The sequence below is a fragment of the Candidatus Pantoea formicae genome (genome assembly GCF_011752625.1).
Lineage (GTDB): Bacteria > Pseudomonadota > Gammaproteobacteria > Enterobacterales > Enterobacteriaceae > Pantoea > Pantoea formicae.
The window spans coordinates 192,205-210,690 of the sequence record NZ_VWXD01000005.1 but is presented as its reverse complement, the minus strand read 5'-3'; the positions used below and the strand labels follow the sequence as shown (position 1 = coordinate 210,690).

Genomic DNA, 18,486 nt, shown 5'->3' with positions numbered 1-18,486 from the left:
CTTCTGTTCGGTAAGCCGTTATGCAGGTAGCAAGCTGCGCACCTGTTGTTGTTGGATGTAGAGTTCGCGGAACAGACGCAGCCGCTGTTGCAGCACGGCACCTCGCGTCACGTCCGGTTGATAGCGCGCCTGTACCGCAGGTTTCAGACACACCTCATGCTCAAGACCGCCATCCGCCAGCCAGGCTAAACGCGCGGCGCCCAGTGCACCCGATGCGCTGGCCGGATGGGTAACGATGGGCAGTTGCAGCACATCGGCAATCAGCTGTGCCCACAGCGTGCTGCGTGCACCGCCGCCGGTCAGGCTGCATTGCTGAATGTGATGCTGGGCGTCACCGAGCACGGCTAACCCATCCGCTAGCCCAAATGCCACACCTTCGATCACCGCATAGCCCAGTAAGGCACGCGGCGTTTCGTGGCGTAGATTGAAGAAAGAACCGGAGGCGTCAGGGTCGTTATGCGGTGTACGCTCACCTGACAGGTAAGGCAGGAAAACCGGTGCGCTGCGCAGTTGTTCATCACTGAGTTGTGCCATCTCCTCCATGAGTTGGCTTTCGCTTACCGACAGCAGATTGCACAGCCAGCGCAAACAACTGGCGGCGCTGAGCATCACACTCATCTGATGCCAGCGGCCCGGTAGCGCATGGCAGAAGGCATGCACACCGGATTGGGGATCGGCCTGTAAGCGATCGTTCACCACGAAGATCACGCCGGACGTGCCCAGTGAAATAAAGGCATCGCCCGGATTCACTGCGCCCACGCCAACCGCTGAAGCGGCATTATCACCGCCACCCCCCGCCACCGTCACCGAAGTGGATAAGCCCCACTCGCTCGCCAGTGCTGGCTGCAAACGGCCACTCACTGCACTGCCTTCCACCAGTTCGGGCATCTGGGCGCGCGTCAGTCCGGTGATGCCCAGCAGTTCATCGGACCAATCACGCTGCGCCACATCCAGCCACAACGTGCCGGCAGCATCGGAAGGTTCACTGACAAAGCGCCCGGTAAGACGCCAGCGCAGGTAATCTTTTGGCAGCAAAACCTTATCGATGCGGCTGAAGATCGCCGGCTCATGCTCTGCCACCCAGCGCAGTTTCGGCGCGGTGAAGCCAGGCATGATCATGTTGCCGCTGATCGCCATCATCTGCGGATAGCACTTCCGTAGTACCTCACACTGCGGCGCACTGCGTGTGTCGTTCCACAAGATGCACGGACGCAATACCTTGCCATCCGCATCGAGCAGCACAGCGCCGTGCATCTGACCGGATAAGCCGATGGCGCGAATCTCGACCCACGCATCAGGGGATTGATGACGCAATGTCGCCAGCACCTCGGCGCAGGCTTGCCACCAGCGTTCGGGATCCTGTTCCGCCCAGTGGGGATGCGGTCGCTGCACAGCCAGCGTGGCGTGCTGAGACGCCACAATCTCGCCGTCTGTATTAACGATCAGCGCTTTAAGTTCTGAGGTGCCGATATCAATGCCGAGATACATGATTACACCGCCGCCAGTTCGGGCTGTTTCAGCCATTGCTGCAAACTCACGACACGGCGCGTCACCAGCGCATGAAACGCCTTGTCGTTTGCCAGTTCCGCAAACAGCGCGTTATCACTCAGGAAGGCCTTCAGCGGATCGGCACTGGCGAACTGGTTACGCAGCGCATCGGCCTGTAGCGCACCGTCCTGATAGGAATACGGCAGATCGTCATTGGCCCAGCGCTGCATAAACAGGAAGAACAGCGCCGGAATCACTGCCGTTGCATTGGGCTGCGCACCACGCTGGTAGCACTCCTGCAGGGTTGGCGTCACCATGCCGGGAATTTTTGACAGACCATCGGCACCCACGCGCTGGTTGGTGTCTTTGATGTATGGGTTGCTAAAGCGAGCCAGCACCACGTCGCGGTAATCGGCTAAATCAAGCGGGCTGGGCGACAGAGAGGGAATGACATCCTGAGTGACGTAGTCGTGCGCCAGTTGATAAATCGCCGGATGACGTGTGCTGTCATCGATATAGTTCAAGCCAATCAGCGTGCCCGCCCAGGCAATCGCAGCATGCGTCGCGTTGAGGATGCGGATTTTCGCCTCTTCCCACGGCAGCACCGATTCCACCAGCTCAACACCGGCCTTTTCCAGCGCCGGGCGCCCGGCAATAAAGTCATCCTCAATCACCCACTGAATAAAGGATTCCGCCATCACCGCTGCGCCATCTTGCTTACCGGTTGCTGCTTGTACTCGCTCCGCCACATCCGGCGTAGGACGCGGCGTGATGCGATCGACCATGGTATTCGGCGAAGTGGTGTGCGAGCGCACCCAGTCCGCCAGCACGGTATCGCCTTTGGCCGCAAGAAAGGCAAGGAAACCCTCACGGAAACGCTCGCCGTTGTGACGCAGGTTATCGCAGTTCAGCAGTGTGACCGGCGCGCCACCTTGGGCAACACGCGCTGTCAGGATACGGCTGAGTGCGCCATAAATAGTGCGGATGTCACCACCCAGATCGGCCTTCACATCAGCCTGATTGAGATCCAATTTAAATTCAGGTGTCAGGTAGTAGCCCGCTTCAGTCACGGTAAAGCCAATCACACGGGTTTGCGGATTGGCCCCCTGCTCAACCAGCGCGCTAATTTCACTGTCCCACGGCAAGATTTTGCGCAGCGAAGTGATGGTTTCATAATCGCGCTCACCTTCCGGTGTTACGGTTTCCAGCACATATTCGCCATTCTGCGCCGCGAGCTGATTGAGCAACGGCACCGCGTCATTGCGAATATTGCCGAGCGCGATGCTCCAGCTTTCGTCACCCTGCTCGCGCAGTTTATGCAGATACCACGCCTGATGTGCCCGATGGAATGATCCCGCGCCGATGTGCATCCACACTGATTGATTGGTCATAGCTGCCTCAATTAAACATTTGCCACATGAAAGGGCATTTGCCCGATGACGTGTAGCATAGTGCTCGAGGTAAGGATCATTCTGCGAGCCTTATCACAAATAATACTTTTGCTCTTTTTTAGGGCTTTTGCTCAATTAACGCTTTCCATAAAACACGCGTTAAGATGACGCATCGTTTTTGACGGAACAGCGTGATGAGCAGAGAAGAGAAAAAGCAGGAGCTGGCCGCGCGTGCCGCGTGGATGTATTACGTCGCAGGCGTAACGCAGCAGGAGATTGCGCAGGCATTGGGATTATCACGTCAGGTAGCGCAGCGCCTGGTCTCCAGCGCACGTGAAATGGGCATGGTGAGCGTGAAAATCGATCATCCCGTCACGCACTGTTTGCAGCTGGCGCGCGAGGTGCAGGAGAAGTTTGGCCTGGATCTGTGCCGCGTAGTGCCATCGGCCAATCTAAATGATGACGCCATTCAACAGATGCTGGCGGTGGAAGGCGCGGCGGTGATGTCTCAGTTCATCAATGAGGAAGCCCCGCAGGTGTTTGGCATTGGTTCGGGCAAGACTCTCCGCTCAATGATCGATGCATTGCCGTGGGTGGATCGCCCGCAGCATCAGTGCGTTTCGATGATTGGGGCCATTGCGCGCGATGATTCCGGAACACGCTACGACGTGCCACTGAAGATGGCGGAGAAAATGCAGGGCAAGTATTACTTCATTCCTGCGCCGCTCTACGCTGATACGCCACAAGATAAAGCGATGTGGGTGCAGCATCAGGTATACCAACGCGTCACCGATCGCGCATTACAGGCAGACGTGGCCTTTGTCGGTATTGGGGAAGTGATGCCGGGCTGTCCGCTAAATGCCGAAGGATTTATCACCGATGCACAGGTTAAAGCGCTGAATGCGCGCGGCGTGGTGGGCGAGATGCTCGGCCACTTTTTCAATCAGCAAGGTGAGCGCGTGTGGGGCGAAACCGATGAGCTACTGACCAGCGTATTGCTGGAGAGCCAGACACAGCGCAAGATTATTGGTTTTTCTGGCAGCGAGCGTAAGTACCCGGCGATTCGAGCTGCGTTGCAGGGCGGCTGGGTATCGGGACTGGTGACCGATGAAGATACAGCGCTGAAGTTACTGCGAGAGTGAGTTTTCAGCGCCTGCTCAGGAAGCGGGGGCAGATCGTAAAGACGGCATAAATCCTCCCTGAGCCTCGGCCCGCGCCATCCCTGGCGCGGGATGCCTTACTCCTCTGCCCCCGCTTCCATCGCCTTAACTATCGCGCAAAATTTACTTCAGCGATCCCGACAGGAACTGCTGCAAGCGTGGGCTTTTCGGGTTGCCAAACAATTCATCTGGCGAGCCCTGCTCTTCAATCTTGCCCTGATGCAGGAAAATCACGTGATTGGAAACATGACGAGCAAACTCCATCTCGTGCGTCACCACCACCATGGTTTTACCCTCTTCCGCCAGCTTCTGCATGATGCGCAGCACTTCGCCAACTAACTCGGGGTCGAGCGCAGAAGTGGGTTCATCAAACAGCAGCACTTCAGGCTCCATCGCCAAGGCACGAGCAATAGACACACGCTGCTGCTGACCGCCCGAAAGATGCACCGGATATTTAGCACGCGCACGCTCATCAATGCCAACTTTATCCAGATACTTAATCGCACGCTCACGCGCTTCGGCTTTGCTCAGCCCCAGTACCTGGATTGGCGCTTCGGTGACGTTGTCGAGCACCGTCATATGGCTCCACAAATTAAAGTGCTGGAACACCATGGTCAGACGAGTGCGCAGTGAACGCAACTGCTCTTTGTTGGACACTTTCAGCTGTCCATCGGTATCGCGCACCAGATTAATTTGCTCGTTGTTAACCGAAATAGTGCCTTCGCTCGGCTTTTCGAGGAAGTTAATGCAGCGTAAGAAGGTACTTTTCCCGGAACCGGACGAGCCAATAATGCTGATCACATCGCCGGCATTGGCCTGCAATGATACACCTTTCAAAACTTCATGTTCACCGTAACGCTTGTGCAGTTCGGTAACGCTTAATTTGTTGTCAGCCATAGTGATACTCAATGCGATGAAGAAGGTTTCACGTGCGCCAGGAAGCGGCGTTCCGCCTTGCGGAACAGGCTAATCAGCACGTAAGAGATAATCAGATACAGCACCGCAGCGATGCCAAACGCGGTAAACGGCTGGTAGGTCGCCGAGTTAATATCACGCGCGATTTTCAACAGATCGGGCACCGTGGCAGTAAATGCCAGCGCGGTGGAGTGCAGCATTAGGATCACTTCATTACTGTAGGCTGGCAGAGCGGTACGCAGCGCCGACGGCAGTATGATGCAGCGATACATTTTAAACGGGGAGAAACCGTAAGCGCGTGCCGCTTCAATTTCGCCATGGGGAACCGCGCGAATGGCCCCTGCAAAAATTTCGGTGGTATAAGCGCAGGTATTCAGCGTAAAGGCCAGCAGCGTACAGTTTAGGCCACTGCGGAAGAAGGCGTTTAGCAACTCCGATCCTTTCACCACTTCCAAGGTATACATGCCGGAATAGAACACCAGCAGCTGGACATACAGCGGCGTGCCACGGAACACATAGGTAAACAGCCAGACGGGCGTGGAGATGTAGCGATTAGGCGATACGCGCGCAATCGCCAGCAACACCGCCATACATCCGCCGATCACTACGGAAAGAATTAACAACCACAACGTAATGGCGACGCCGGTAAAACGGTAACCATCGGTCCAGAGCAGCTGTTTCCAATACTCCTGAATAATATCGATCATAGCTCTGCCCTTTTCACACCCACCGTGTAGCGACGTTCAAGCCACCACAACACGCAGTTCGACAGCGTGGTAAACACCAGATAAATCACCCCAGCGACAATCGCGAAGTAGAATGGCTGCCAAGTACTTTTACCCGCCAGCTGTGTGGCTTTCACCACGTCTTCCAGCCCCAGCAGCGACACCAGCGCCGTGGCCTTAAGGATAACCTGCCAGTTATTACCAATGCCCGGTAATGCAAAACGCATCATCGCCGGGAACAGGATACGACGGAAAGTTTGCGAGCCGGTGAAGCCAAAAGCGGTCGCCGCTTCAATCTGCCCTTTTGGTACCGCAAGAAAAGCACCACGGAAGGTTTCGGTGAAGTACGCGCCATAGATGAAGCCGAGCGTAATGATACCGGCCACCATCGGATCGATATCGAATTGGGCGACACCCAGCGCATCAGTGACCGTATTGAGGGCGATTTGCAGACCGTAGAAAATCAGCAGCATCAGCACCAGATCCGGTACGCCACGGATCAGCGTGGTGTAGCCTTCAAAAATCATTGAAAGCAGGCGATTACGGGAGAGTTTGGCGCCAGCGCCAATCAAGCCGAGCAACACAGCTAACACCACCGAGCTGAGTGCCAGCTCGAGGGTCACCAGCGTGCCCTTGAGGATTACATCAGAATAGCCATACAACATGGTTTCGATCCTGTCGTGAAGGAAAATAACAAACGCTGCCCAACTAACGGACAGTCCTGACCAGGATTTGAATCACAGGGTAGATGGCGGCAAGCGTATGAACCCCGGGAGTTTACATAAGTAAGCGCCCGGAGTGAATAGTTATGACCAACCCTGCTGCAAATCAATCATCAAGGTCAGAGAACAGGACAATTAATCGCCGTATACGTTGAAATCAAAGTACTTCTTCGCAATTTTGTCGTAGGTACCATCTTTGCGCATGGCGTCAAACGCCTTATCGATAGCCGCTTTCAGGTCAGCATCATCTTTGCGCAGACCCATACCGGTTCCCACACCAAAAATTTTGTCATCTTTTACCGCTGGGCCAGCAAACGCATAGTCTTTACCCACCGGTTGTTTCAGGAAGCCTTCGCTAGCCTGTACCTCGTCCTGGAATGCCGCATCGATACGGCCTGCATTCAGATCCTGATAGACCAGATCCTGATTCGCATAAGGCGTGACGGTCACACCCTTTGGACGCCAGTTTTCATTGGCATAAGTTTCCTGGGTGGTGCCCTGCAACAGACCGATGTTTTTGCCTTTCAGCGATTCAATAGTCGGTTGCAGAGTTGAGCCTTTTTTCGCCACTAAACGGGCATTGGCTGCGTACAGTTTCTCAGAGAAGGCGATCTCTTCCTGGCGTTTCTCGGTGATGGAGAGAGAAGAGATGATGGCATCTATCTTCTTCGCTTTCAGCGAGGGGATCAGCGCATCAAAATCACTTTCCACATACGTACATTTGGTATCAATACGTTTACAGATTTCGTTCGCCAAATCGATATCAAAACCCACTAACTGGCCTTGTGCATTCTTGGATTCAAACGGTGGGTAGGTTGGATCCGTCCCGATACGCAGCGTCTTTGGTACCGCAGCGAACACGCTCGCAGCGCTGGTCATTGCCAGCAACAGGGAAAGAGCCAGAACTCGCTTTTTCATAGGTAACCCTCAAGTGAAGTGCTTATTGTTATATGGTCGTGATGTGTGTTTGCGCTGAATGATTTGCAGGTTTCATGCCAGTTATGCAAAACGGCGAAAGCGTGCTCCGGCGCACTAAATACCGCGCGCCTTACGGGCGCAAGCACTTAGTTTGTGAGGGGAATATAACAGCGGTGTGAGGAAGAAAAAGCGACATTGTTAACTTTTGGTGCACAAGATGCACGAAGAGTGATCGGGCGCGCGATTTTGCACACAATGAGTGCACTTTTGCACCATTATGCGCCATGCCAACGGGTGAACAGGTCTTCAGGCAGCTCAATATCAAACTGATCGATGACACGATTGACCGTTTGATCGATTAAATCTTCAATCCGCTGCGGACGATGATAGAACGCTGGAACAGGCGGCATGATCATCGCCCCCAGCTCGGCCGCGGTGGTCATCATACGCAGGTGCCCCAGATGCAGCGGCGTTTCACGCACACACAGCACCAGTTTGCGCTGCTCTTTCAGCACCACATCCGCCGCACGTGTCAGTAGACTATCACTGTAGCTGTGCACAATGCCGGAGAGGGTTTTCATTGAACAGGGCAATATCGCCATGCCGAGGGTCTTGAACGATCCTGATGAGATGCTGGCGGCAATGTCACGCACATCGTGCACCACATCGGCTAGCGCCTGCACATCGCGCAGGTTGTAGTCTGTTTCCAAAGCCAGCGTCTGGCGTGCCGCAGGGCTCATCACCAAGTGGGTTTCCACATCGGCTAACGGTTGCAAGACTTGCAACATGCGCACGCCGTAGATCGCGCCACTGGCGCCGGAAATTCCAATGATGAGTCGTTTCATAATTCAGCCTTGCCCGTTCAGATTGCGGCAATGATAGCTGCTCACTGAACAAAAATACAAAAACAAACAGGGCGGGATTGCTCCCGCCCTGTCTTAATTTGCCGCAACGAGTAGATTACCCCTCGTTGTGCAGCTCCAGACCTTCCACTTCGTTCTGACGTTGAATCGCTTTCGCATCGTCGTTACGCAGTGACTGCAGATACTCAAGGTACTGCTGGTCGACATCTTTCGTCACATACACGCCGTTGAACACCGAGCACTCAAACTGTGCAATATCCGGGTTCTCTTCACGCACGGCTTCGATTAGATCATCAAGGTCCTGGAAGATCAGCGCATCCGCTTTGATCAGCTGGCGAATCTCTTCCACTTCACGACCGTGGGCGATCAGTTCAGTGGCGCTTGGCATATCAATACCATAGACGTTCGGGAAACGAATTTCCGGTGCCGCCGACGCCAGATAGACGCGCTTGGCACCCGCTTCACGTGCCATCTCGATGATCTGCTCGGAGGTTGTGCCACGCACAATCGAGTCATCGACCAGCAGGACGTTCTTATCGCGGAACTCAGCACGGTTGGCATTCAGCTTGCGACGAATGGCGCTACGACGCATATGCTGGCCCGGCATGATAAAGGTGCGGCCCACATAGCGGTTTTTCACGAAGCCCTGACGGTATGGCTTGTCAAGAATACGGGCGATTTCCAGCGCAGCATCAGTAGAGGTTTCCGGGATCGGAATGACCACGTCGATATCCAGGTCTTCCCACTCGCGGGCAATTTTCTGGCCCAGTTTGGTGCCCATGCGCACACGCGCACTGTACACAGAAACTTTATCAAGGAAGGAGTCTGGACGCGCAAAGTAGACGTATTCGAACAGGCAAGGATTGGTTTTCGGGTTTTCAGCACACTGGCGGGTAGACAGCTGGCCCTGCTCGGTGATGTAAACCGCTTCGCCTGGCGCGACATCGCGGATGAACTCGAAGCCTAACGTATCCAGTGCTACGCTTTCAGACGCCACCATGTATTCGGTACGGCCATCTTCGATCACGCGTTTGCCCAGCACCAGCGGACGGATACCGTTCGGATCGCGGAACGCCACCATCCCGTGCCCGATGATCATTGAAACCACTGCGTAAGCGCCGCGCACATGTTGGTGCACTGCCGCCACCGCAGCAAAAATGTTGTCAGCTTCCAGCGGGTCATGCTGGAAACGATCGAGCTCCTGCGCAAAGATGTTCAGCAGGATTTCAGAATCAGAGGTGGTGTTAACGTGACGGCGGCCCACTTCGAACAGATGCTTACGCAGCTCGTGCGCATTGGTCAGGTTGCCGTTGTGCGCCAGCGTAATGCCATAAGGGGAGTTAACATAGAATGGCTGTGCTTCAGAAGCGCTGGAGCTGCCCGCTGTTGGATAGCGAACATGGCCAATCCCGATGTTACCCTGCAAACGCTGCATGTGGCGTGCTTCGAAGACATCGCTCACCAGACCATTCGCTTTACGCAGACGGAAGCAGTTAAGCGCATCGATGGTACAAATGCCGGCGGCATCTTGCCCGCGGTGCTGCAGCACCGTTAACGCGTCATAGATCGACTGGTTTACTGGCATAAAACCGGTGATACCAACAATACCGCACATGTTGTCATTTCCTCATTAGCCGCACTCCCGATGGTGTCACCGGGGTATAAAACTGGACGTGCTTTTCAGGTAATCGAAAAACCACCTGATGATATAACTGAACTGGGGAATAAGTTGCGACTGTTGCCAGTCAGAGCTTTTCGAAAAGCCGGTGAATGTATCGAGGAAGAAGAGCATAGCGGAAACAATCAGCACGCCACGCAACGCCCCGAAACAGACCCCCAACACCCTGTCGGTTCCCGACAAGCCGGTTTTTTCCACCAGCGAGCCGATCACATAGTTCACGATGGCACCCACAATCAGGGTAGCAACGAATAACACCGCAATCGCGATGCCATTACGAACCAGTTCGTCGTCAAAACCTGTAAACCAGACTGCAAGGTAGGTGTAGTAATGACTGGCGACAAAAAACGCGCATCCCCAGGTAACGAGAGATAAGGCTTCCCGGACAAACCCACGAATCAGGCTGACCAGAGCCGAAAAACCAACTACCGCAATAATGACGTAATCAATCCAGATCATGAACGCTTCCAACCCAGTGCTAAGCACCCCTGCATCCAGTTCGGGGCGCATTCTAACAGAAAAAGAAAACGTTTGCGTAGGGTTTTCCGGTTCTGCATCCATAAAAAGGGCGATGAAAAAAACTTTCCTCGCCCTGAGTGTCACCAGCGATTTAACCTGCTGATATAAAATCATTTTTTCATAACATTTTGATGAACAGCTTGTGCTGTGCCGCGCCTTTTTCTGCCATCGGCGCGGCTTATCAATCTGTTAACGTGTGCCGTAAGGTTTTATCACCCCACCGAGGCCAGAAATGCCCTGCAGTTCACTCAGCGAACTCTGCAGCTTCGCTTTTGACGCATCCGGTCCGACATAAATACGGGTGATCTGTCCCTGAACCGGCGTTGACGGCACTGTAAAGGCGCGATAACCCGAAAGACGCAGCTGAGCCACAATTTCATTGACCTTCGCAGCATTTTTGAGCGCCCCTAATTGCACCACGTAAGCCTGGCCAGCAGGAGCTGACTCCGGTTCACTCTGCTTCGGCGCTTCCACGGCTTTAGGTTGCTCAACCTCTCTCTCTTTCGGCTGTTCCACCGGCTTAGGTTTAGGTTGCTCTACTGGTTTCGGCTTCGGCTGCTCCACCGGTTTCGGTTTGGGCTGCTCGACAGGCTTTGGCTTCGATTGCTCAACCGGTTTCACCTGCTGATGCACCGGCGGCGGTGTCACCAACGTTGGCTCGTTGTTCTGCGCAGGTTGTGCGCTGCCGTTGCTGGCGTTGCTCGTCGCTTTGCCATTGTCTTGATTCTGCGCAGCATTGGCCCCTTCCGGCGGTTGCGCGGGTAAAGGCTGCGTGACCGGTGGCACCGTTTCGCTGTCCTGCTGATCGTCCGGCTTCGGCACCAGCGGGATCGCCGCGAACTCTTCTTTATAATGCTTCTTCTTGCCGTCCAACAAACCCGGCAAAACGATGACGCCAATCGCCACCAGAATGACGGTACCGACTAAGCGATTTTGAAACTTACTTGCCACTGCCGTTCTCCGCTGCCATCGATTCCATAACCTGTGCGACGGTGTGGAAAGATCCGCACACCAGAATCACATCCTCAGTCGCTGCCCGTTGACGCGCCACCTGCCATGCCGCATCGACATGCGCATAGGCATTAGCGCCATCAAGATGCGCGATTAACTCCTCGGCGGTGGCGCCACGTGGGCCATCCAGCGGCGCGCAGTACCAGTAATCCACCTGCGGCGACAACGCCGCCAAAGTACCCGCGATATCTTTGTCATGCAGCATGCCCACCACCGCATGGACGCTACCCTTGTTGGGGAGCTCTGCCAGTCGTGAAGCCAGATAATTCGCGGCATGGGGGTTGTGCGCGACATCCAGAATCACTCGCGGATGCTCACTGACCGTCTGGAAGCGGCCAGGCAAAATCGCCAAAGGTAGGTGCTCACGAATGATCGCTTCACTGACGTTAAGACCAGAAGCGCGCAGTGCAGCCAGTGCGGTCGCCGCATTGGGCAGCGGAACTTGCGGCAACGGGAGATCGCGCAGTTCACCATCGGCATCTTGCAACGTCCAACTGCTCTCCTGCTTCGTCCATTGCCAGTCATGGTTGATCTGCAACAGTTGCGCGCCCTTCTCTGCCGCGACCTCAGCAATGGTGTGCGGCATATCCGCTTCGCCAACGACCGCAGGCTTGCCCGCGCGGAATACACCGGCTTTTTCACGCCCAATGCTTTCGCGGTCCGGGCCAAGCCAGTCGGTATGGTCTAAGGCAATGCTGGTGATGACCGCCACATCCGCATCCACAATGTTGGTGGCATCAAGACGACCGCCAAGGCCCACTTCGAGGATCACGACATCCAGACTGGCATCGCGGAACAGATTAAGTGCCGAGAGCGTACCAAATTCAAAATAGGTCAGGGAGATATCACCGCGTCCGGCTTCAATGCTGGCAAAGCTGGCGCTGTGCATCGCTTCATCCAGTTCTGCACCCTGTACGCGCACACGTTCGGTGTAACGAACCAAATGTGGTGAACTGTACACCCCCACGCGGTAGCCTGCGGCCATCAACAGCGTTTCCAAGGTGCGACAGGTGGTGCCTTTGCCGTTAGTTCCGGCGACAGTGAAGATAAACGGAGCGGGCTTGAGCAGATCGAGGCGTGCTGCGACGCGTTGAATACGATCCAGGCCCAGTTCAATGGGCTGAGAATGCAAGTGCTCAAGATAATGAAGCCACGTGGCCAAAGGCGACGTGGCTTGAGGAAGATGAAGAGTGTCCATGTGTCCCGTTTTCTCATCTTACACATCATCATTCAAGCCGCAGCGGCGTTGGCTGCACTCAATCACCCCAGTCGCTTATCGGTGTAAGCGCCCTGGGATTCATTCGTTTGCCGCCTTGCTGCAACTCGAATGATGTCGTGTTTACGGTTCATTGGTGAAAAGCGTTTAAAAACCGCTTTTCGTTGCCTGTCAGGCCTCGTTGCTCTCCGGCACAGCCGTAGAAGGCTGATCACCATCCTGCAGCGGCGCTGGCAGGTTCATCATTTTCGCCAGCAAGCTTGCCAGCTTAAAGCGCATTTCCGGACGACGGATGATCATGTCGATCGCGCCTTTTTCAATCAGGAACTCACTGCGCTGGAAGCCAGGTGGCAGTTTTTCACGTACGGTCTGTTCGATAACACGTGGACCGGCAAAGCCGATCAGCGCTTTCGGTTCCGCCACGTTCAAATCACCCAGCATGGCGAAGCTGGCAGATACACCGCCCATGGTAGGATCGGTCAACACAGAGATGTACGGCAAGCCGCGCTCTTGCATCTTCGCCAAGGCTGCACTGGTTTTCGCCATCTGCATCAGCGACTGCAGCGCTTCCTGCATACGCGCACCGCCACTGGCAGAGAAGCAGATCAGCGGGCAGTTATCTTCCAGTGCCTGCTCAACACCGCGTACGAAGCGCGCGCCAACCACAGAGCCCATTGAGCCACCCATAAAGGAGAACTCAAAGGCCACGGCCACCACTGGCATACCATGCAGCGTGCCTTTCATGGTGATCAATGCATCTTTTTCACCGGTATCTTTCTGCGCGGCAACCAGACGATCTTTGTACTTCTTAGAATCGCGGAATTTCAGCAGATCCTTCGGTTCCAGCTCGCTGCCTAACTCAACCAGAGAACCTTCATCCAAGATGCTGTGCAAACGCTCACGGGCGTGCATGCGCATGTGGTGGTCGCACTTCGGGCAGACCTCAAGGTTACGCTCCAGTTCGGCGCGGTACAGCACCTGGCCGCAGCTATCGCATTTAGTCCAGACCCCTTCCGGGATACTGGCTTTGCGCGTTGGCGTGGTAGTGCTTTTATTCAGTATGCGTTCAATCCAGCTCATTGATGACCTTTCTGTTTAATGCTGACCTGGTCCAGTCTTCTTGTGGCTGCTGAAATCACCTCCAGCAGGCCGTAAATGTCGCTCATTAAACCACAACCCGTTCTCGCTGTGGATAAAAATCTGGTTATGGGTTTACTGTGGCTTTTGCTGACGCGCCTGACGGCGATGGCGCCACACTTCAATCACGCCTGGCAGTATGGAGACGACAATAATGCCCACAATCAGCAATTTCAGGTTCTCCTGCACTACCGGTAAGTCGCCAAACAGGTAGCCCGCGTAAGAGAACAGCAACACCCATAACAGCGCACCCGTTACGTTGAAGAGTGCGAAGTGGCGATAAGACATGTGTCCCATTCCCGCCACAAAGGGGGCAAAGGTTCGCACGATTGGTACAAAGCGCGCAAGTATAATGGTTTTGCCACCGTGGCGATCGTAAAACGCGTGGGTTTTATCCAGATAGCTGCGACGGAATATTTTCGAGTTCGGGTTGCTGAACAGTTTCTCACCGAACAACCGACCAATAGTGTAGTTCACCGCATCACCAAGGATAGCGGCAATCACCAGCAACGTGACCATGAGATGCACGTTAAGATCGTTTCCTGGCAATGCCGCTAGCGCGCCAGCAACAAACAGCAGCGAATCCCCTGGCAGGAAAGGTGTAACAACCAGACCCGTTTCACAAAACAGGATCAGGAACAGAATGGCGTAAATCCACACGCCGTACTGCGCCACAAGTTCGGCTAAATGCACATCAATATGGAGGATAAAGTCGATCAAAAAGTGGATAAATTCCATAATGTTCCGGCTCCCAAACATCCTTACTCATTTAAATTAATCTGCGAGGAACAAAGGTCCTAACGCAGGCTGAGGTAACGCAAAGTGAGATGGGTAATCCACCGCCACCAAATACAACCCCTCGGCTTTAGCGGTCGCTGCCGCCAGAGTACGATCTTTTGCCGCCAGCAACTCAGCCATCCAGCTTTCCGGCTGGTTGCCGCAGCCAATTTCCATCAGGCTGCCGACGATGTTGCGCACCATGTGGTGCACGAACGCATTCGCTTTGATATCGACAATCACATAAGGCCCGTAACGTGTGACGTTAAGGTGCATCACGTTACGCCACGGCGTCCGCGACTGGCACTGCACAGCCCGGAACGAGGTAAAGTCGTTCTCGCCGATCAAACACTGTCCGGCACGCTGCATTTTTTCGGCATCCAGCGGATGATAAAAATGGGTGATACCATTGCCAAGAATCGCCGGCCGCAGGCGTTGATTGAAAATCACATAGCGGTAACGACGCGCCGTGGCGCTGAAGCGGGCATGGAATTCATCCGGCACCGCTTTCACCCAACGCACCGCAATGTCGTCAGGTAAATTGGCGTTAACACCCAGCGTCCAGGCGCTGTCCGCACGTTGTGAGGTGGTTTCAAAATGCACCACCTGCCCCGTCCCATGTACACCGGCATCGGTACGTCCCGCGCAGAACACTACCACAGGATGATTCGCCACTTTCGAGAGCGCTTTTTCCAGTTTTTCCTGCACGCTGCGAACTTCATTTTGTCGCTGCCAGCCATAGTAACGGCTGCCGTCGTACTCAATCCCTAACGCCAGCTTAAATGTCGTAGCTTCAGACAACATTAATAGAAATACTCCTGCACCAATTTCTCGGCGGTTTTCACTGCCATCAGCGCACCGCCAAAGCGGATGTTGTCAGCGACTGACCAGAACTGCAGTAGCTCAGGTACACCATAATCGTTACGCACATTGCCAATACTCAGTGCATCGTTGCCTGACGCATCACTGACGGGCGTGGGATACTCGCCGTCTTCACTCAGATTGATGTCCTCGGCACGCGCCAGTTCATCACGTGCTTCTTCAGCCGACAACGGACGCAAATTTTCCACATGGACAATCTGGGTGTTGCCGTAGAACACCGGTGCCTGAACGCTGCTGACCGCAATCGGTAAACCTTCGTCCTGCAATACCTTGCGCACCTGATCCACTAAGCGACGTTCACTTTCGACGCTACCATTGTTATCCGCTAACTGTGGCAGCAGGTTGAACGCCAACTGGCGGCCAAAATAGTGCTCATCCGCTGGTACGCCGTTCAAAAGGCGAGCGCTCTCACCCGCCAAACCATCCACTGCCGCCTTCCCGTGGCTCGACACGGAGAGCAGATTGGTCACCTGCAAACGGCTTAAACCGGCCGTATCCACCAGAGGTTTGATGGCGCTCAGCAGTTGGCTGACCAGTGCATCGGCCACCGTCACGATAGTGCGATTGCGGTAATCGGCCAGCACCTGTGGATTCACATCCGGCACCACCAGTGGCACATCCGGCTCCAGCGCGAACAGATCGCTGCTGTCGATCACCAGGCATCCCTGACTGGCAGCTTCATCCGCATAACGCGCTGAAGCTTCACGTCCGGCCGCGAAAAATGCCAACTGCGCCTGCGTCCAGTCGAAATCTGCTGCATCTTTTACAAACAAGGTGCGTCCATCAAAACGGACATTTTCACCGGCGGTGTTCTCACTCGCCAGCAGATACAATTCACCAACCGGGAACTGGCGTTCAGCCAGCAGTTCCAGTACAGCGTTCCCTACTGCGCCTGTTGCGCCTAAAAGCGCGATATTCCAGCCGTCAGACATGTTGGTTTACTCCAGACAATGACATAAAAAATAGAGGCGGTACTCAGACCGCCTGACATTTAAGACTTTTCCCGCGCGAAATCGCAGGGGATTGATTTAACTTTACAAACTGGCGCGAAAACCGAGTTTTTCCAGCATCGCAGCCGTCTCGGCATCATCACATTTCACCTGCAAAGATGACCATTCGCGGCGTTCTTCGTATTGCTTGCGCAGACGGTCAAATTCACCCGGCTGGGCGGCCACTTTCCGCAGCGGCGCATCATCGCGGCGCACATCATACACCAGGTGTACCAGCCGTTTCAGCGTAGGCTGATCGAGCTTGCCATGCAGGGTGATGGTGCCAAACTCAGGTGCCGGCAGCAGGCTTTCCAGCGCTACCTGCTGCGGCTGGCCGATAAAGTCACACCAGGCTTCAAACACCTGTGTCGTGCCGCGTGCTTTGCCTTCGAGGGTATAACCGGCAATGTGTGCGGTCGCGATATCCACCTTGTCCAGCAGGTCCAGATTCAGGTCCGGCTCAGGCTCCCACACATCCAGCACCACGCTAAGATCGCTGCGCATTTTTAAGACTTCCAGCAGCGCAGCGTTATCCACCACCGGCCCACGGCAGGCATTGATCAGGATGGTGTGAGGTTTTAACGCCATCATTAGCGCCATGTCAGCCAGGTGCCAGCTTTTGTAGGGACCGTCTTTGAACAGCGGGGTGTGGAACGTCAGAATATCGGCCTGTGCAACCAGCTCATCGAGCGAGCGAAAATCTTCCTGATCGCCACGATCGGCACGCGGCGGATCACACAGCAGGGTTTTCACCCCCCAGGCTTCGAGACGTTTCTGCAAACGCCCCCCCACATTGCCGACACCGACAATGCCCACGGTACGATCGCGTAACGCAAAGCCATCGCGTTCGGCTAACAGCAGTAAAGAAGAGAACACATACTCCACCACGGCAATGGCGTTACAGCCGGGTGCCGCAGAAAAGGCAATTCCCGCCGCCGCCAGCGATGCATCATCAATATGGTCAGTGCCTGCCGTGGCCGTACCGACAAACTTCACCGGCGTACCCGCCAACAGTGCCGCATTCACTTTGGTAACCGAGCGCACCATCAGTCCGCTGGCGTCCTGTAATTCCGCTTCCGGTAATGGGCGTCCTGGCACCGCCAGCACGTCTCCGGTACGGCTGAACAGCTCACGGGCGTAAGGCATATTTTCATCGACGAGAATTTTCACTGCGGCGGTCCTGTCTGCTGAAGATTTTGAGGCGCATAGTCTGCCATAAAGCCGGGGATTAACCTAACCGACTGCGATAGCGATCGGGCGTGGTGCCCGCCTGCTGCTGGAACATGACAATCAATGCGGACGCCGAGCTGTAACCGAGTTGGTGCGCGATACCTTGCACGCTGCAGCCCTGCTCCAGCAGCGCAATAGTGCGCAGAAAACGTAGGCGCTGTCGCCACTCGCTAAATGACATTTTCAACAGCTGCTGGCAGCGTCGAGCCAGCGTACGCTCGGTGGTGAATACGCGCTTCGCCCATTGTGCCAGTGTGGTGTTATCGCCGGGGTTCTCTTCCAGCGCGCGCAAAATAGGTGCGAGGAATTTGTCATCCGACATGGGTAAATAGCTGGTGTGCACAGGTGCCAGACGCAGGCGATCCACCAGTACCTCACATAAACGCCAGTCAGCCTCACTTAACGGCTGCTCCAACGCACGGCGAGCAAAGTCATTCATGACGGCGTGGACAATGGCATCGACGTTCAGTAAACAGGCTTTTTCCGGCATGCCCGTACAGAGCTCCGCTGCAATATTTAAGGTCCGAAAACGCGCGTGGTTGTGGTTATAACTACTGTGGCGGTGTGCAGGAGGGATCCAAATCGGCATGTCAGAAGGTGCGAGCAAGCGCTCACCCGCGACTTCCATCTCCAATATGTGGCTGGTGACAAAAATCACCTGTCCCCAGTCGTGAGCATGCGGCAGATATTCGGTTTTCGCATTGGCTTCGTCGTAACGCATAAAGAAGCGCAGCAGCGGTGCATCAACAGGTGCTTGATACTCGACTTGTAGATTCATTCTGTCCGGTGGCTAACGAATATTGTCCGATTTTAACTATCTGGTTTAAACCGGTCAAACGTAAACTGTTCGCGATAAACTTCAGGA

General features: G+C 54.9%; 18 protein-coding genes. 1 reads left to right on the top strand and 17 read right to left on the bottom strand.

Features of this window, described 5'->3' with window-relative positions:
• Nucleotides 1–18: 18 nt before the first annotated feature.
• Nucleotides 19–1,488: a xylulokinase gene (gene xylB, locus F3J38_RS16760; RefSeq protein WP_167140503.1), complete on the bottom strand. Its 1,470-nt coding sequence runs from the start codon at nucleotides 1,486–1,488 to the stop codon at nucleotides 19–21.
• A gap of 2 nt (nucleotides 1,489–1,490) precedes the next feature.
• A complete protein-coding gene (gene dalD, locus F3J38_RS16755; RefSeq protein WP_167140272.1) occupies nucleotides 1,491–2,879 on the bottom strand; it encodes a D-arabinitol 4-dehydrogenase in 1,389 nt (462 codons plus the stop codon).
• A 194-nt stretch (nucleotides 2,880–3,073) separates the two neighbouring features.
• On the opposite strand from dalD, the gene F3J38_RS16750 reads away from it, so the two are divergent.
• Nucleotides 3,074–4,021, top strand: coding sequence for a sugar-binding transcriptional regulator (locus F3J38_RS16750; protein ID WP_167140270.1), 948 nt, complete (start codon nucleotides 3,074–3,076; stop codon nucleotides 4,019–4,021).
• Between the two features lie 141 nt (nucleotides 4,022–4,162).
• Here F3J38_RS16750 and hisP read toward each other — a convergent pair whose 3' ends face one another.
• The 15 genes from hisP to F3J38_RS16675 form a co-directional block, all read right to left on the bottom strand.
• A complete protein-coding gene (gene hisP, locus F3J38_RS16745) occupies nucleotides 4,163–4,936 on the bottom strand; it encodes a histidine ABC transporter ATP-binding protein HisP (RefSeq protein ID WP_038645703.1) in 774 nt (257 codons plus the stop codon).
• A gap of 8 nt (nucleotides 4,937–4,944) precedes the next feature.
• On the bottom strand, nucleotides 4,945–5,661 hold the full coding sequence (locus F3J38_RS16740; protein ID WP_034825106.1) for an ABC transporter permease: 717 nt from the start codon (nucleotides 5,659–5,661) through the stop codon (nucleotides 4,945–4,947).
• Complete coding sequence (locus F3J38_RS16735; protein ID WP_167140268.1) at nucleotides 5,658–6,344, bottom strand: histidine ABC transporter permease HisQ; 687 nt, start codon at nucleotides 6,342–6,344, stop codon at nucleotides 5,658–5,660. Before F3J38_RS16735 ends, F3J38_RS16740 begins: the two co-directional genes overlap by 4 nt.
• A 192-nt stretch (nucleotides 6,345–6,536) precedes the next feature.
• Nucleotides 6,537–7,319, bottom strand: coding sequence for a lysine/arginine/ornithine ABC transporter substrate-binding protein ArgT (gene argT, locus F3J38_RS16730; protein ID WP_167140266.1), 783 nt, complete (start codon nucleotides 7,317–7,319; stop codon nucleotides 6,537–6,539).
• Nucleotides 7,320–7,594: 275 nt separating this feature from the next.
• Complete coding sequence (locus tag F3J38_RS16725) at nucleotides 7,595–8,164, bottom strand: UbiX family flavin prenyltransferase (protein ID WP_167140264.1); 570 nt, start codon at nucleotides 8,162–8,164, stop codon at nucleotides 7,595–7,597.
• Between the two features lie 115 nt (nucleotides 8,165–8,279).
• On the bottom strand, nucleotides 8,280–9,797 hold the full coding sequence (gene purF / locus F3J38_RS16720) for an amidophosphoribosyltransferase (protein ID WP_167140262.1): 1,518 nt from the start codon (nucleotides 9,795–9,797) through the stop codon (nucleotides 8,280–8,282).
• 36 nt (nucleotides 9,798–9,833) lie between these two features.
• A complete protein-coding gene (cvpA, locus tag F3J38_RS16715; RefSeq protein ID WP_167140501.1) occupies nucleotides 9,834–10,319 on the bottom strand; it encodes a colicin V production protein in 486 nt (161 codons plus the stop codon).
• A 249-nt stretch (nucleotides 10,320–10,568) separates the two neighbouring features.
• Nucleotides 10,569–11,330 carry a cell division protein DedD gene (gene dedD / locus F3J38_RS16710; protein ID WP_167140260.1) on the bottom strand — a complete coding sequence of 254 codons (762 nt, stop codon included), beginning with the start codon at nucleotides 11,328–11,330 and terminating at the stop codon, nucleotides 10,569–10,571.
• Nucleotides 11,320–12,588 carry a bifunctional tetrahydrofolate synthase/dihydrofolate synthase gene (folC, locus tag F3J38_RS16705; RefSeq protein WP_167140258.1) on the bottom strand — a complete coding sequence of 423 codons (1,269 nt, stop codon included), beginning with the start codon at nucleotides 12,586–12,588 and terminating at the stop codon, nucleotides 11,320–11,322. The genes dedD and folC overlap by 11 nt, the downstream gene beginning before the upstream one ends.
• 189 nt (nucleotides 12,589–12,777) lie before the next feature.
• Nucleotides 12,778–13,686, bottom strand: coding sequence for an acetyl-CoA carboxylase, carboxyltransferase subunit beta (gene accD, locus F3J38_RS16700; protein WP_167140256.1), 909 nt, complete (start codon nucleotides 13,684–13,686; stop codon nucleotides 12,778–12,780).
• Between the two features lie 132 nt (nucleotides 13,687–13,818).
• Nucleotides 13,819–14,481, bottom strand: coding sequence for a DedA family protein (locus F3J38_RS16695; protein WP_034825120.1), 663 nt, complete (start codon nucleotides 14,479–14,481; stop codon nucleotides 13,819–13,821).
• Nucleotides 14,482–14,517: 36 nt separating this feature from the next.
• Nucleotides 14,518–15,324 carry a tRNA pseudouridine(38-40) synthase TruA gene (gene truA / locus F3J38_RS16690; RefSeq protein WP_167140254.1) on the bottom strand — a complete coding sequence of 269 codons (807 nt, stop codon included), beginning with the start codon at nucleotides 15,322–15,324 and terminating at the stop codon, nucleotides 14,518–14,520.
• Nucleotides 15,324–16,334: an aspartate-semialdehyde dehydrogenase gene (locus tag F3J38_RS16685; protein WP_167140252.1), complete on the bottom strand. Its 1,011-nt coding sequence runs from the start codon at nucleotides 16,332–16,334 to the stop codon at nucleotides 15,324–15,326. Before F3J38_RS16685 ends, truA begins: the two co-directional genes overlap by 1 nt.
• Before the next feature lie 102 nt (nucleotides 16,335–16,436).
• On the bottom strand, nucleotides 16,437–17,561 hold the full coding sequence (pdxB, locus tag F3J38_RS16680; protein WP_167140250.1) for a 4-phosphoerythronate dehydrogenase PdxB: 1,125 nt from the start codon (nucleotides 17,559–17,561) through the stop codon (nucleotides 16,437–16,439).
• Nucleotides 17,562–17,619: 58 nt separating this feature from the next.
• The gene (locus F3J38_RS16675) at nucleotides 17,620–18,399 is read right to left on the bottom strand and encodes an AraC family transcriptional regulator (RefSeq protein WP_167140248.1); all 780 of its coding nucleotides are present in this window, start codon (nucleotides 18,397–18,399) and stop codon (nucleotides 17,620–17,622) included.
• Between the last annotated feature and the right edge of the window lie 87 nt (nucleotides 18,400–18,486).

Coding starts and splice junctions, on each gene's coding strand:
- truA (WP_167140254.1), bottom strand. CDS start 15,324: ATGTTGTCTGAAGCTACGACATTTAAGCTGGCGTTAGGGATTGAGTAC.
- F3J38_RS16735 (WP_167140268.1), bottom strand. CDS start 6,344: ATGTTGTATGGCTATTCTGATGTAATCCTCAAGGGCACGCTGGTGACC.
- argT (WP_167140266.1), bottom strand. CDS start 7,319: ATGAAAAAGCGAGTTCTGGCTCTTTCCCTGTTGCTGGCAATGACCAGC.
- F3J38_RS16675 (WP_167140248.1), bottom strand. CDS start 18,399: ATGAATCTACAAGTCGAGTATCAAGCACCTGTTGATGCACCGCTGCTG.
- accD (WP_167140256.1), bottom strand. CDS start 13,686: ATGAGCTGGATTGAACGCATACTGAATAAAAGCACTACCACGCCAACG.
- hisP (WP_038645703.1), bottom strand. CDS start 4,936: ATGGCTGACAACAAATTAAGCGTTACCGAACTGCACAAGCGTTACGGT.
- F3J38_RS16685 (WP_167140252.1), bottom strand. CDS start 16,334: ATGTCTGACGGCTGGAATATCGCGCTTTTAGGCGCAACAGGCGCAGTA.
- xylB (WP_167140503.1), bottom strand. CDS start 1,488: ATGTATCTCGGCATTGATATCGGCACCTCAGAACTTAAAGCGCTGATC.
- cvpA (WP_167140501.1), bottom strand. CDS start 10,319: ATGATCTGGATTGATTACGTCATTATTGCGGTAGTTGGTTTTTCGGCT.
- dalD (WP_167140272.1), bottom strand. CDS start 2,879: ATGACCAATCAATCAGTGTGGATGCACATCGGCGCGGGATCATTCCAT.
- F3J38_RS16695 (WP_034825120.1), bottom strand. CDS start 14,481: ATGGAATTTATCCACTTTTTGATCGACTTTATCCTCCATATTGATGTG.
- F3J38_RS16750 (WP_167140270.1), top strand. CDS start 3,074: ATGAGCAGAGAAGAGAAAAAGCAGGAGCTGGCCGCGCGTGCCGCGTGG.
- F3J38_RS16740 (WP_034825106.1), bottom strand. CDS start 5,661: ATGATCGATATTATTCAGGAGTATTGGAAACAGCTGCTCTGGACCGAT.
- purF (WP_167140262.1), bottom strand. CDS start 9,797: ATGTGCGGTATTGTTGGTATCACCGGTTTTATGCCAGTAAACCAGTCG.
- F3J38_RS16725 (WP_167140264.1), bottom strand. CDS start 8,164: ATGAAACGACTCATCATTGGAATTTCCGGCGCCAGTGGCGCGATCTAC.
- folC (WP_167140258.1), bottom strand. CDS start 12,588: ATGGACACTCTTCATCTTCCTCAAGCCACGTCGCCTTTGGCCACGTGG.